General features: G+C 73.9%; 12 protein-coding genes and 1 riboswitch. Of the genes, 3 read left to right on the plus strand and 9 right to left on the minus strand.

The genetic code is table 11. The features are described from left to right. Window positions 1-16 precede the first annotated feature (16 nt). A riboswitch (TPP riboswitch) is annotated at window positions 17-126 on the minus strand. A 70-nt stretch (window positions 127-196) separates the two neighbouring features. Further along, on the plus strand, window positions 197-958 hold the full coding sequence (locus ACVWW9_RS13925; RefSeq protein WP_456515972.1) for an SGNH/GDSL hydrolase family protein: 762 nt from the start codon (window positions 197-199) through the stop codon (window positions 956-958). A gap of 17 nt (window positions 959-975) precedes the next feature. On the opposite strand, the gene ACVWW9_RS13930 is transcribed toward ACVWW9_RS13925, so the two are convergent. Beyond that, complete coding sequence (locus tag ACVWW9_RS13930) at window positions 976-1,839, minus strand: DUF3097 domain-containing protein (protein WP_456515973.1); 864 nt, start codon at window positions 1,837-1,839, stop codon at window positions 976-978. A 62-nt stretch (window positions 1,840-1,901) separates the two neighbouring features. Here ACVWW9_RS13930 and ACVWW9_RS13935 point away from each other — a divergent pair, with 62 nt between their 5' ends. Next, a complete protein-coding gene (locus tag ACVWW9_RS13935) occupies window positions 1,902-2,822 on the plus strand; it encodes an LLM class F420-dependent oxidoreductase (protein ID WP_456515974.1) in 921 nt (306 codons plus the stop codon). A 184-nt stretch (window positions 2,823-3,006) separates the two neighbouring features. Here the strand turns inward: ACVWW9_RS13935 and ACVWW9_RS13940 are convergent, their stop codons facing one another. The 5 genes from ACVWW9_RS13940 to ACVWW9_RS13960 all read right to left on the minus strand — a co-directional run bounded on the left by ACVWW9_RS13940 (window position 3,007) and on the right by ACVWW9_RS13960 (window position 7,766). Beyond that, window positions 3,007-3,282 (minus strand): GlsB/YeaQ/YmgE family stress response membrane protein, encoded by a 276-nt coding sequence (locus ACVWW9_RS13940; protein ID WP_354260250.1) that lies wholly within the window; start codon window positions 3,280-3,282, stop codon window positions 3,007-3,009. Window positions 3,283-3,402: 120 nt separating this feature from the next. Then, on the minus strand, window positions 3,403-4,914 hold the full coding sequence (gatB, locus tag ACVWW9_RS13945) for an Asp-tRNA(Asn)/Glu-tRNA(Gln) amidotransferase subunit GatB (protein ID WP_456515975.1): 1,512 nt from the start codon (window positions 4,912-4,914) through the stop codon (window positions 3,403-3,405). Next, on the minus strand, window positions 4,911-6,425 hold the full coding sequence (gene gatA, locus ACVWW9_RS13950; RefSeq protein ID WP_456515976.1) for an Asp-tRNA(Asn)/Glu-tRNA(Gln) amidotransferase subunit GatA: 1,515 nt from the start codon (window positions 6,423-6,425) through the stop codon (window positions 4,911-4,913). Before gatA ends, gatB begins: the two co-directional genes overlap by 4 nt. After that, window positions 6,422-6,721 (minus strand): Asp-tRNA(Asn)/Glu-tRNA(Gln) amidotransferase subunit GatC, encoded by a 300-nt coding sequence (gatC, locus tag ACVWW9_RS13955; protein ID WP_354260244.1) that lies wholly within the window; start codon window positions 6,719-6,721, stop codon window positions 6,422-6,424. Before gatC ends, gatA begins: the two co-directional genes overlap by 4 nt. 64 nt (window positions 6,722-6,785) lie before the next feature. Next, window positions 6,786-7,766 carry a YdcF family protein gene (locus tag ACVWW9_RS13960; RefSeq protein WP_456516040.1) on the minus strand — a complete coding sequence of 327 codons (981 nt, stop codon included), beginning with the start codon at window positions 7,764-7,766 and terminating at the stop codon, window positions 6,786-6,788. Window positions 7,767-8,034: 268 nt separating this feature from the next. Here ACVWW9_RS13960 and ACVWW9_RS13965 point away from each other — a divergent pair, with 268 nt between their 5' ends. Next, entirely contained in the window at window positions 8,035-9,096 is a 1,062-nt protein-coding gene (locus ACVWW9_RS13965) for an Rv2578c family radical SAM protein (RefSeq protein WP_456515977.1), read from the plus strand. A 19-nt stretch (window positions 9,097-9,115) separates the two neighbouring features. Here the strand turns inward: ACVWW9_RS13965 and ACVWW9_RS13970 are convergent, their stop codons facing one another. Genes ACVWW9_RS13970 through ligA form a run of 3 tightly spaced genes read right to left on the minus strand, consistent with a single transcriptional unit; the run spans window position 9,116 to window position 13,127 of the window. Then, a complete protein-coding gene (locus ACVWW9_RS13970) occupies window positions 9,116-10,282 on the minus strand; it encodes an AAA family ATPase (protein ID WP_456515978.1) in 1,167 nt (388 codons plus the stop codon). Beyond that, complete coding sequence (locus ACVWW9_RS13975) at window positions 10,279-10,785, minus strand: mycothiol transferase (RefSeq protein ID WP_456515979.1); 507 nt, start codon at window positions 10,783-10,785, stop codon at window positions 10,279-10,281. Before ACVWW9_RS13975 ends, ACVWW9_RS13970 begins: the two co-directional genes overlap by 4 nt. After that, a complete protein-coding gene (gene ligA / locus ACVWW9_RS13980; RefSeq protein WP_456515980.1) occupies window positions 10,785-13,127 on the minus strand; it encodes an NAD-dependent DNA ligase LigA in 2,343 nt (780 codons plus the stop codon). The genes ACVWW9_RS13975 and ligA overlap by 1 nt, the downstream gene beginning before the upstream one ends. Window positions 13,128-13,272: the final 145 nt, after the last annotated feature.

Raw genomic sequence — 13,272 nt, forward strand, 5'->3', positions numbered from 1 at the left:
CCTTCCTGGAGGAGATGGCACGGGTGTGGTGTCCTCCCTGCGCTGGCATGATCCAGATCAGGTTTGACGGTCGAAGGCTTCGGCCTTCCTCTCAGCCCGGCGCACCGGACTCCCGTGATGCCCTCAGTGTAGCCCCGCGGTCCGACCGGCCGACGGCGCCGCGCGAGCCCCGTCACGGCGCGCGTAGGGTGGAGCGGTGCAGCCGATCCGATCGTTCGTCGCCATCGGCGACAGCTTCACCGAGGGCGTCGGGGACGAGCTGCCCGACGGCAGCGTGCGCGGCTGGGCCGACTTCGTCGCCGCGGGCCTCGCGACCGCGCAGGGGCAGCCGGTGCGCTACGCCAACCTCGCCATCCGGGGGCGCAAGCTCGCCGGCATCCTGCACGAGCAGCTCGATGCGGCCATCGCGCTCCAGCCCGACGCGATCAGCCTCAACGGCGGCGGCAACGACATCCTGCGCCCGAAGGTCTCGATCGAGCACGTCGGCGAGCGGCTCGCCGACGCCGCGCACCGCATCGCCGCCGCCGGCATCCGCCCGATCCTGCTCTCGGGCGGCAACCCGAGCCAGGTCATGCCGATCGGTGCCGTCATGCAGCGCCGGGGCGACGCGCTCGCCCGCGCCGTCCACGCACGCATCCGCGACCTCGACGCGCCCTACGTCGACAACTGGTCGGACACCGAGCTCGCGAGCCCCCGCTTCTGGTCGGTCGACCGGCTGCACCTCAACGCGGCCGGGCACGCGCACGTCGCCCGCAACGTGCTGCGCGCGCTCGGGCACGAGGCGCCTCCCGGCTGGCGCGACCTGGCCGGCGCGAGCACGGCGGAGGGCCGGCGGGACCTGGGGTACTACCGCGAGTACGTGCTGCCGTGGCTCGGGCGCCGGTTCACCGGGCGCTCCTCCGGCGACGGCCGCGACCCCAAGCTGCCGACGCTCACCGAGGTGCAGCCGATCGCATAGCGCGACGCCGGCTCCGCTCAGTGGCGGTTTGTCGTCACGAAGTCGATGAGCTCCTCGACGCGCGCGAGCAGCGCGGGCTCAAGGTCGTTCCAGTCGCGCACGCGCGTGCGCATCCGCTGCCACGCGCGGCCGACGTCCTCCTGCGACTCGTGCGGCATGCCGAGCCTGCGCAGCGTGCCGCGCTTCCAGTCCTCACCCTTGGGCACATCCGGCCACGCCGGGATGCCCAGCCGGGCGGGCTTGATCGCCTGCCAGATGTCGATGAACGGATGGCCGACGATGCGCACGTGCGCCCCGTGTGGGCCGCGCAGCACGGCCTCGGCGATGCGCGTCTCCTTCGAACCGCGCACGAGGTGGTCGAGCAGGATGCCCAGCCGCCGCTCCGCGGTCGGCGCGAAGTCCGCGACGATGCCCGCGAGGTCGTCGGCGCCGTGCAGCGGCTCGACGACGACGCCCTCGACCCGCAGGTCGTGCCCCCAGACCTGCTCGACGAGCTCGGCGTCGTGCACGCCCTCGACGAGGATGCGGCTCGGCAGCGCGACCCGTGCCCGCACGTCGGCGACCGCGCGGGATCCGGACGCCGTGCGCGTCGCCGCCTGCTGTCGCGACGCTGCCGGCACGAGCTCGACCTCGACGCCGTCGACGAAGAAGCCGCGGCCGAGCGGGAAGGCGCGCACCCGGCCGCGGCGATCCTCGAGGTGCACGTTGCCCGTCTCGACGCGCACGACGGCACCCACCCAGCCGTCGTGGCGCTCGACCACGAGGTCGCGCTCGGCTGGGACCCGCTTCGGCGGCGCGGGCTTCCTGGCGGCCTTCGCCTCGGGCGACAGCACGTCGCCGCCCCAGGCGTCCCAGTCGATCCGCAGGCTGTCGTTCGGCACCGATCGAGCGTACGCGGGCGTCGCGCCGCGGCCCGCGAGGCGCGCTGTGCCAGGCTTCCGGCATGGACCTCCGCATCTTCACCGAGCCCCAGCAGGGCGCCTCCTACGACGAGCTGCTCGCGATCGCGCAGCGCACCGAGCAGCTCGGCTTCGACGGCTTCTTCCGCTCCGACCACTACCTCCGGATGGGCGACGGCGATCCCGGCTACGGCCCGACGGATGCGTGGACGTCGCTCGCCGGCCTCGCGCGAGACACCGAGCGGGTGCGGCTCGGCACGCTCGTGTCGTCCGTCACCTACCGGCTGCCCGGCATCCTCGCCGTGCAGGTCGCGAACGTCGACCAGATGTCGGGCGGCCGCGTCGAGCTCGGGCTCGGCACGGGCTGGTTCGCCGAGGAGCACTCGGCGTTCGGCATCCCGTTCCCGGAGCGCCGGTTCGACCTGCTCGAGGAGCAGCTCGCGATCGTGACCGGGCTGTGGGCGACGCCCGTCGGCGCCCGCTTCTCGTTCGAGGGCGAGCACTACCGGCTCGACGACTCCCCCGCGCTGCCGAAGCCCGCGCAGGAGCGGCTGCCGGTGATCGTCGGCGGCCTGGGCGAGCGGCGCACGCCGCGCCTCGCCGCCGAGTTCGCCGATGAGCACAACCTGCCCTTCCCCGAGCTCGACCGCATCCGCCCGCTCTTCGCGGCGCTCGACCGCGCGATCGAGCGCGCCGAGCGCACGACCCCGGTCGTGCGGTCGGCGGCGCTCGTGACGGTCGTGGGCGACGACGAGGCGACGTTCGCCCGTCGCGCCGCCGCGATCGGCCGCGAGCCGGCGGAGCTGCGCGAGCACGGCATCGCCGGCTCGCGCGCCGAGGTCGAGGACCGGCTCGGCGCGCTCGCCGACGACGGCGTCGAGCGCGTCTACCTGCAGGTGCTCGACATGACCGACCTCGATCACCTCGACGAGATCGCGGCCTTCGCCGGGGTCAGCGCCGCCTGACCCGGTGCGGGGAGTGTCGGGATGCTGCTCGAGTGTCCCGACACTCCCGCACGAAGCCGACACTCGTCGATCGCCAGGGGTGAGCTCGCCGGCGAGTATCGGGACGCTGCCGGGCGCTCGGCGCGCCGTCCGGGCATGCGAAAGGGGGCCGCCCGCAGGCAGCCCCCTCCGTGTGCGCCGAGTCTCAGGCGCGCGTACGACCGCGGTTCTTGGTGACGAGGCCCCAGATGAGCAGCACGATGATCGCGCCGCCGATCGCGAACACCCACGCCAGCGGCTCGAAGAAGCTGTTGTAGATGTCGAGGTTGAAGATGCCACCGGCGATCCAGCCACCGATCATGGCGCCGACGACGCCGAGGATCAGCGTCGTGATCCAGCCGCCGCCCTGCTTGCCGGGCAGGATGAGCTTGGCCAGTGCGCCTGCGATGAGGCCGAAGATGAGGAAGACGAGGAATCCCATGTAAGTGATCCTTCCGTGTCGCAGCGGTGCAAGGGTGTCGCTCCGCCGGGACTTCGCGCTCTGCGATGTCCGACTGCAAGCGTACGCGGATTCATTGAGAATTCCTGGGAACTCGCCTGACTAGGCCTGGGCGCGCTCGAGTACGATCTCGCGCACTCGTGCCGCGTCCGCCTGTCCCCGCATCGCCTTCATGACGGCGCCGATCACCGCTCCGGCAGCCTGCACCTTGCCGTCGCGGATCTTCTGCAGCACGTCGGGCTGCGCCGAGAGCGCGTCGTCCACGGCCGCGACGAGGGCGGACTCGTCGGTGACCACCTGCAGGCCGCGAGCGGCCGCGACCTCGCTCGGCGACCCCTCACCAGCGATGACGCCCTCGAGCGCCTGGCGCGCGAGCCGGTCGGTGAGCGTGCCCTCGTCGATGAGCCGCTGCAGCTCCGCGACGTACGCAGGATCGACGAGCGTCGACGCTTCGACGCCGCGCTCGTTGGCGACGCGGGCGAGCTCGCCCGTCCACCACTTGCGGGCCGACTGCGGCGTCGCACCGGCGGCGACCGTCGCCTCGACGAGGTGGAGCATGTCGCCGTTCACGACGTCCTGGAGCTCGAGGTCGGTGAAGCCCCAGTCAGCCTTCAGCCGGCGACGGCGGGCGACGGGCTGCTCGGGCAGCTGCGCGCGCAGCTCCTCGACGAGCTCGCGGCTCGGCGCGACGGGCAGCAGGTCGGGCTCCGGGAAGTAGCGGTAGTCGTCGGCGTCCGACTTCGGGCGACCGGGGCTCGTCGTGCCGGTGTCCTCGTGCCAGTGCCGCGTCTCCTGCACGATCGTGCCGCCGGCCGCGAGGATCGCGGCCTGCCGCTGGATCTCGTAGCGCACGGCGCGCTCGACCGAGCGCATCGAGTTGACGTTCTTCGTCTCGGTGCGCGTGCCGAGCGCCTCCTGGCCGCGCGGGCGCAGGCTCACGTTCGCGTCGCAGCGCAGGTTGCCGCGCTCCATCCGCGCCTCCGAGATGCCGAGCGACAGCACGATGTCGCGGATCGTCGCGACGTAGGCCTTCGCGATCTCGGGCGCCGAGTGCTCGCCGCCGAAGATCGGCTTCGTCACGATCTCGACGAGCGGGACCCCGGCGCGGTTGTAGTCGACGAGCGAGTACTCCGCGCCCTGGATGCGGCCGGTCGAGCCGCCGACGTGCGTGAGCTTGCCGGCGTCCTCCTCCATGTGCGCGCGCTCGATCGGGATCGTGATCCGTCGGCCGTCGGCGAGCTCGACCTCGACCGAGCCCTCGAAGGCGATGGGCTCGTCGTACTGCGAGATCTGGTAGTTCTTCGGCGTGTCCGGGTAGAAGTAGTTCTTCCGCGCGAAGCGGCTCGAGGTCGCGATCTCGCAGTTCAGCGCGAGGCCGAGCGCGATCGAGTAGCGCACCGCCTGCTCGTTCACGACCGGCAGGCTGCCCGGCAGGCCGAGGCTCAGCGGGTCGACGAGCGTGTTCGGCTCGACGTCGTGGAAGTCGGGGTGCGCGGGGTTGGGCGCCGCCGAGAACATCTTCGTGCGCGTGCCGAGCTCGACGTGCACCTCGAAGCCCATCACCGGCTCGAAGCGCTCGAGCGCCTCGTCGAAGTCCATCAGCTTGTCCTTCATCGCGCCGCCTCCGTGAGCTCGGGTGCCTTGGTCGTGAGGATGCCGCCCCAGCGGTCGGCGAGCAGCGCCTCGATCGCGGCGCCGGCGCGGTAGAGCCGCTCGTCCTCGAACATCGGCGCGAGGATCTGCAGGCCGACGGGCATGCCGTCGTCGCCGAGCCCCATCGGGAGCCCCATGCCGGGGATGCCCGCGAGGTTCGCGGGGATCGTCGTGATGTCGTTGACGTACATCGCCAGCGGGTCGTCGAGCTTCTCGCCGAGCTTGAACGCCGTCGTGGGCGCCGCGGGGCTGATGAGCAGGTCGGCCTGCTCGAACGCGGCGTCGAAGTCGCGCTGGATGAGCGTGCGCACCTTCTGCGCGGAGCCGTAGTAGGCGTCGTAGTAGCCGGCCGACAGCGCGTAGGTGCCGAGGATGATGCGTCGCTTCACCTCCGCGCCGAACCCGGCCTCGCGCGTGGCCGCCATGACGTCCTCGACCGTCTGGCCGGGGCCCTCGACGCGCAACCCGAAGCGCACGGAGTCGAAGCGCGCGAGGTTGCTCGACGCCTCCGCCGGCAGGATCAGGTAGTACGCGGCGACCGAGTAGGCGAACGACGGGCACGAGACCTCGACGACCTCGGCACCAGCGGCCGTCAGCACGTCGACGGTCTCGCGGAAGCGTGCCTGCACGTCGGCGGCGATGCCCTCGGCGTCGAGCTCCTTGACGATGCCGACGCGCACGCCCTGCAGGCTGCCGGATGCAGCGCCCTCACGGGCCGCGGCCGTGAACGACGGCCACTCGCGCGCGAGGCTCGTGGAGTCGTGCGGGTCGTGCCCGCCAATGACGTCGTGGATGAGCGCCGAGTCGAGCACCGTGCGGGTGACGGGGCCGACCTGGTCGAGGCTCGAGGCGAGCGCGATGGCGCCGTAGCGGCTCACGCCGCCGTAGGTGGGCTTGACGCCGACGGTGCCGGTGACCGCGGCGGGCTGGCGGATCGAGCCGCCGGTGTCGGAGCCGAGCGCGAACGGCGCCTCGAAGGCGGCGACGGCAGCGGCCGAGCCGCCGCCCGAGCCGCCGGGGATGCGCTCGCGGTCCCAGGGGTTGCGGGTGGGGCCGTAGGCGGAGTGCTCGGTCGACGATCCCATCGCGAACTCGTCCATGTTCGTCTTGCCCAGCGCGACGAGGCCGGCCGCCTTCACGCGCTCGACGACGGTCGCGTCGTAGGGCGGGATCCAGCCCTCGAGGATGCGCGAGCCTGCCGTCGAGGGCATGCCGATCGTGCAGAGCACGTCCTTGATCGCGATCGGGGCGCCCGCGAGCTCATGCAGCTGCTCGCCGGCGGCTCGGCGCTCGTCGATCGCCCGGGCTGCGTCGAGCGCGCCGTCGTTGACGTGCAGGAACGCGTGGATCTCGCCGTCGACCGCGGCGATGCGGTCGAGGTGCGCCTGCGTGGCCTCGACGCTCGAGACGTCGCCGGAGGCGAGCAGGCCGGCGAGCTCGTGGCCCGCGAGGCGCGTGAGGTCGCCGCTCACTGCTCCTCCCCCAGGATCGCCGAGACGCGGAAGCGCTCGCCGTCGTGGCTGGGAGCGCCGGCGAAGGTCTGCTCGTGCACGAGGGTCTCGCCGACGACGTCGGCGCGCAGCACGTTCGTGAGCGGCACCGGGTGGCTCGTGGCGGGGACGTCGTCGCCGGCGATCTCGCGCACGGTGGCGATCGCGTCGACGATGGCGGAGAGCTCGGTCGTGAGGCTCGTCACCTCGTCGTCGGTCAGCGCGATGCGAGCGAGTCCAGCAAGGTGCTGGACCTCCTCGCGAGTGATCTCGGACATGCGTCTCCTCTGCGGCGGCGGGGGTCGCTCAATCCTACGGTCCGACCCCGCGGTGGCGGACCGGCTACGGGCCCAAGCCCTGCGTGGCGACGACCGCCCAGACCGCGAGCGCCTCGAGCGCGATCGCGGCGGCGAGGCACCACCACCGCAGGTCGGCGGCGATCGCGAGCGCCTCGCGCACGATCGCGCCGGGGCGGTAGGAGGGCCGGGTCCATGCGCCGATCACGGTGCCGTCGATGCCGGCCTCGGCGAGCAGCCCAGCGGTGCGGTAGGCGTGGTACTCGCTCGTCACGACGGCGAGCGGCGCCCGGCCGGGCGCGGTGACGAGCGGCCTCGACAGCCGCAGGTTCTCGCGGGTCGTGGTGGACGCGTCCTCGAGGTCGATCGCCGCTGCCGGCACGCCCAGCTGCCGCTCGAGGTGCTCGGCCATCGCCGACGCCTCGGAGCGCACCTCGTCGGCGCCCTGGCCGCCCGAGACGACGATCCGCGCGTCCGGCCGCTGGGCCAGCGCATCGCGCCACACCTCGGCGCCCCGCTGCACGCGGCGGCGCAGCAGCGGGCCGACCTCGCGACCGCGGAGGCCGGCGCCGAGGATGAGCACGGTGCCGGGCGGTGGCGGCGTGCGCGCCGCGCGGGCGTGCACGAGCATCGCGACGACGAGCACGGCGGTGCCGAGGCCGGCGGCCCAGAGCGGGAGCGCGACGAGCAGCGCCGCCCGGGCGAGCGCAGGGTCGATCGCGCCGGCCACCGCGATCGCCGTGGCCAACCCCGCCATGCCGGCGCCCAGCGCAGCGATCAGCCGGTCGACGCGGCGCACGCGCACGAGTCGGGGCAGCATGAGCGCGTGCCACAGCGAGGCGGCACCGAGGCCGAGGGTCGCGATCGCCGCGACGGTGACGAGCAGCGCCCATCCGCCGTGCTCGAGCGGCACGTCGAGCCACGCGGCGACCGGCCGCTGCAGCAGCCTCGCGGCGAGCAGCGCACCGGTGGCGACGACGACCGCCGCCCACAGCGCCGGGGCGAGCACGCGCATCCGCCGTCGCATCGCCACCTCAGCACCCTAGCCGCGCCCGCCTCCCCGCTCGCTCCTCCCGGCGAGCTCCTCTCGGCGAGCTCCGCCGCCCGCCGACCCCTCCGCACAACGCAAGCCCGGCAGCCCGGATCCGGCCCCATCGGGTGACGCTCGCCCGCTCGCCCGCTGGACCAGCCCGGCGGGCTTGCGTTGTGCGCGCACGAGGGGAGGCTCCTGCGGCGCGGGGGGTCGCCTGCGCGGCGAGGTTGCGCGGGGATCGAACGTGTGTTCGAATGGTGGCATGCGGTGGGAGGGACAGACGGCGACGCACGTCGACGCGGATGCGCTGCCGGGGCTCGAGGAGCGCGGCAGCGTGCTGGAGTCGTGGCCGACGCCCGGCTTCGACGGCGCCTCCTTCCTGGAGGTGACGGCGAAGAGCGCCCTCAACCACGTCGCGGGCGACGGCTTCATGGGCGGCGCGTGGACGATCAACCCCTACCGCGGCTGCCAGCACGCGTGCCGCTACTGCTTCGCGCGCAACACGCACACCTACCTCGACCTCGACGCGGGCGCCGACTTCGACTCCCGCATCGTCGTGAAGGCGAACCTCGTCGAGGTGCTCGAGCGCGAGCTCGCGGGGACGCGCAAGGACGTCACGGCCGTGCAGCTCGGCACGAACACCGACCCCTACCAGCGCGCCGAGGGCCGCTACCGGCTCATGCCCGGCGTGCTGCGGGCGCTCGCGCGGCACGGGGCCTCGATCTCGATCCTCACGAAGGGCACGCTGCTGCGCCGCGACCTGCCGCTGCTCGCCGAGATCGCGCGCGACGTGCCGGTCTCGATCGCGATGTCGATCGCCATCTTCGACGACGAGCTGCAGCAGCAGGTCGAGCCCGGCACCCCGACGACCCGGTCGCGGCTCGAGACCGTCCGCGCGGTGCGCGACGCCGGGCTCGACTGCGCGGTCTTCGCGATGCCGGTGCTGCCGGGGCTCACCGACACGCGTGCGCACCTCGAGACGGCCTTCGCGTCGATCGCCGAGGCGGGCGCGACGCGCGCGATCGCGAGCGCCCTGCACCTGCGGCCCGGCGCCCGCGAGTGGTACACGCAGTGGTTGCGCGAGGCGCACCCGCACCTGGTGCCGCTCTACGCGCGCATCTACGGCACCGGCAGCTACGCCGACCGCGGCTACCGCGACTGGCTGCGCGACCGCATCCGCCCGCTCATGCGCGAGCACCGGCTCGGACCGGTGCAGGTGACCGCTGGCACGGGCCTCGCCGCGCCCGGGAGCGCGCCGCCGCCGCGAGCGCGGCAGCTCGCGTCGACGAGCGAGCCGCTCGTCGCAGCGCCCACGCTCTTCTGACGAGCGCGCGCGGCCCGGGTCAGCGCTTCGGCCAGTGCCAGCCCGGCTGATCGAGCAGGCCCTCGCGGCCCGCGACCACCGTCTGCCCGTGCTCCTTCTCGAGCTCGATGCGCACGCCGTCGAGCGCGTCGGCGAGCTGCCGCTGGTGCGTCACGACGAGCACCTGCGTCTGCTCGCTCGCGCGGCGGATGAGCGCGGCGAGCGGCGCGAAGAGCTCGGCGTGCAGGCTGCGCTCCGGCTCGTTCAGCACGATGAGCGTGGGCCGCTCGACCGAGGTGAGCGCCGCGAGCAGCAGCAGGAACTGCAGCGTGCCGTCCGAGAGCTCGTCGGCGGTGAGCATCCGCAGCACGCCCGGCTGGCGCAGCGCGGGCGTCATGCGGCCGTCGTGCCCGACGATCTCGAGCTCGGAGCCGTCGAACGCCTCGGCGACGGCGCGGGCGATCTCGCGCTCGTGGCCCGCCTCGATCGAGGTGCGCAGCACGGCGCCGAGGTTCGCGCCGTCGTCGTCGAGCCGCGGGCTCCTGGTGCCGATCTGCGGCCGTCGGGCGGGCGCGCCGGCGTCGGTGCGGAAGGCGTCGTGGAACCGCCACGCGCGCATCTGGCGCCGGAGGCCCGCGATCTCGGGCGCGTCCGCCGCCCCGGCGTGCTCGTCGAGCACCGATCCCCACGCCGGCATGCCGCGGGCCAGCTCGCGCCAGCCGTCGTCGCCGTGCACCCGTGCGACGCCACCCCGACGCTCGACGAGCACGCTCGACGGTCGTGGCTCGAGCCCGGCGAAGACGTGCTCCTGCTTGATGTCGGGGTCGCGGTCGAAGTGGCTGACGAAGCCGCCGCCGCTCGCGGGCACGGGCAGGCCGAGGTCGATCGCGTAGCCGAGCCCGTCGGCCGCGCCGAAGCCGAGCCGCAGCGCGACCGGACCGGAGCGCACGAGACCCTCGGTCGGCCCGCCCTCGCGGACGGCGCGCGAGATGCGCTCGGGCCCGGCCCAGCGCACGGCGTCGAGGCCGCCGTCTGCCGCGAGCTCGCCCACCGCCCTGCCCTGGCCCGCGGCCGCGAGCAGCCGCAGCGCGCGGTAGAGGCTGGACTTGCCGCTGCCGTTGCGCCCCGTCACCACGGTGAGCGGCGCGAGGTCGACGACGAGCGAGCGGATCGAGCGGTAGCCCTCGATCGCGAGCCGGTCGATCACGCGCCCAGCAGCCCGCGCACGTAGCCCGCCTGGCCCACGTGCTGCACGTCGTCGTCGACGATGCTCACGAGCCGCACGCCGAGCGTCACCGGCGGATCCCACGCGTCGTCGACGACGCGGTCGAGGTCTGCGTCGTCGAGCGTGCCGAGGTACGCCAGCGTCGCCGCGTGCACGGCGTCGAGGTAGTCGAGCAGCGCGTCGGCCGACTCCGGCCGCACGGCGCGCACCGCGGAGGGGTCGTGGCCGTAGCCGGTGTCGTCCGGCTCTGGCTCGAGCCCGAACCTGGCGGCCCACGCGCCCGTCAGGTAGACCTGCTCGGTGCCGGCGACGTCGGCGATCTGCGCGTCCTGGCCGCGCGCGAGGTGCCAGACGAGCCAGCCGATCGTGTTCGCTCCCTCGGCGGGCGCGGCGACGAGCTGCTCGGGGGTGAGGCCGCGCACCGCCCGGCGGGCGGCGTCGGGCACGCGGGAGAAGGCCTCGACGAGCACGGCGATGCCGTCCATCACGCCTCCTCGACCGCGGGCAGCGCGTCCGGGCCCTGCTCGACGAGGATCCGGAACTGCGCCGCGTCGAGGATGCGCAGGCCGAGCGCCTCGGCCTTGCCGAGCTTCGAGCCCGCACCGGGACCGGCCGCGACGAAATCGGTCTTCTTCGAGACGCTCGAGGCCGCCTTGCCGCCGGCGGCCATGATCGCCTCCTGCGCCCCCTCGCGGGTGTAGCCCTCGAGGGTGCCGGTCGCGACGACGGTGATCCCGGCGAGCACGCCGCCGCGCTCCGCTGCGGCACCCGGGCCCGGGTGGTCGGGCGTCGCGAACCGCACGCCCGCGTCGCGCCACGACCGCACGATGTCGCGGTGCCAGTCGACGGCGAGCCACTCGGTGACAGCGTCGGCGATGATCGGCCCGACGCCCTCCACCTGCGCGAGCTCCTCGGGCGTCGCCGCCTCGATCGCGGCGAGCGAGCCGAACCAGTCGGCGAGCGCGCGCGCCGCGACCGGCCCGACGTGGCGGATGTTGAGCGAGACGAGCTGGCGCCAGAGGTCCTTCGTCTTCGCGCGCTCGAGCTCGGCGAGCAGCGTCTCGGCCTGCTTCGACGGCTGCGGCCCGTCGGCGCCCGCCTTGCGCTCCGCGGCAGTGGCGAGGCGCTGGAAGGGCCGGCGGACGACCGGCGAGCCTGCGTCGTCGAGCTTCGGCTGACCGGTCTCGGCGTCGCGCACGACCACCTCGATCGGCACGAGCGCCTCGAGCGTGAGCGCGAAGAGCCCCGCCTCGGTCGCGAGCGGCGGCTCGGCCGGCACGCTCGGCTGCGTGAGCGCCGCGGCGGTGACCTCGCCGAGCGCCTCGATGTCGAGCGCGCCGCGGCTGCCGATGTGCTCGACGCGGCCCCGCACCTGCGCGGGGCAGTCCTTCGCGTTCGGGCACCGGAGGTCGATGTCGCCCTCCTTCATCGGCCGGAGCGTCGTGCCGCACTCCGGGCACGCATCCGGCATGACGAACTCGCGCTCGGTGCCGTCGCGCAGCTCGACCACGGGGCCGAGCACCTCGGGGATGACGTCGCCGGCCTTCCGCAGCACCACCGTGTCGCCGATGAGCACGCCCTTGACGCGCACGACGTCCTGGTTGTGCAGCGTCGCCTGCCGCACGACCGAGCCGGCCACCTGGACCGGCTCCATGTTGGCGTAGGGCGTCGCGCGGCCGGTGCGGCCGACGCTCACGACGATGTCGAGGAGCTTCGTGTGCACCTCCTCGGGCGGGTACTTGTAGGCGATCGCCCAGCGCGGCGCGCGGGAGGTCTGCCCCAGCTCGTCGTGCAGCGCGAGCTCGTCGACCTTCACCACGATGCCGTCGAGCTGGTGCTCGACCGCGTGGCGCCGCTCGCCGAAGCGCTCGACGTACGCGACGACGCCGTCGATGCCGTCGAGCACCTCGACGTGCGGGCTCGTCGGCAGCCCCCAGCGGGCGAGCAGGTCGTACACCTCGCTCTGCGCGGCGACCGGCGGGTCGGGCCACGCGCCGAAGCCGTGCACGTACATCGCGAGCGCCGCGATGCGCGCCTCGCCGGCCTCGAGCTCGAGCCCGGTCTTCTTCTCGAGCTGCTGCCGCAGGCCGCCGGAGGCCGCGTTCCGCGGGTTCGCGAACGCCGGGAAGCGCTTCGCCGCGCGGTCGGCCGCGCGCTCGGCGTCGAAGTCGCCGCGGCTCGCGGCGGGCCGCCGCTCCCACTTGCCGCGGTCCTCCTCGACCGAGCGGTCGCGCAGCGCCGCCTGCAGGGCGTTGAGGCGCTCGAAGGCCTCGACCGGGATGAACACCTCGCCGCGCACCTCGACGACCGGCGGATGCCCGGTGCCGGCCAGGCGCTCCGGCACGCCCGCGACGCGCAGCGCGTTGACCGTCACGACCTCGCCGACGCGCCCGTCGCCGCGCGTCGCGGCGGACGTGAGCACGCCGTGCTCGTAGCGCAGCGCGATCGCGAGGCCGTCGATCTTCAGCTCCGTGAGCCACGCGACCCGCCTGCCCGCCGCGGCCTCCGCCTTCGCGCACCACTCGCGCAGCTCCTCGACCGAGAAGACGTTGTCGAGGCTCAGCATGCGCTCGCGGTGCTCGATCGTCGGCAGGCCGCTGCCCGTGCCGCCCTGCACCGCCTGCGTCGGCGAGTCCTGGCTCTGCAGCTCGGGGTGCGCGCGCTCGAGCTCGTCGAGCTCGCGCACGAGCGCGTCGTACGTCGCGTCGTCGATGATCGACGCGTCGCGGTCGTAGTAGGCGGTGCTCGCCTCCTCGATGCGGGCGCGCAGGTCCTGCGCTCGGGCGTTCGCGTCACTGAGGGCGGCGTCCGCCTCGATTCCCACCATGTCCCCATCATGCACTCAGCCGGTGCGTGCATGCTGTCCCCCGGGTGCACCCCCTATGCACCACCTGTCCATTCGCACAGGAATTCACAGCATCAGGACCAATCCGCGTCGACCGAGGCTCCGAACCTTGATCGACACCTTGTGC

The organism is Agrococcus sp. UYP33 (assembly GCF_054060915.1).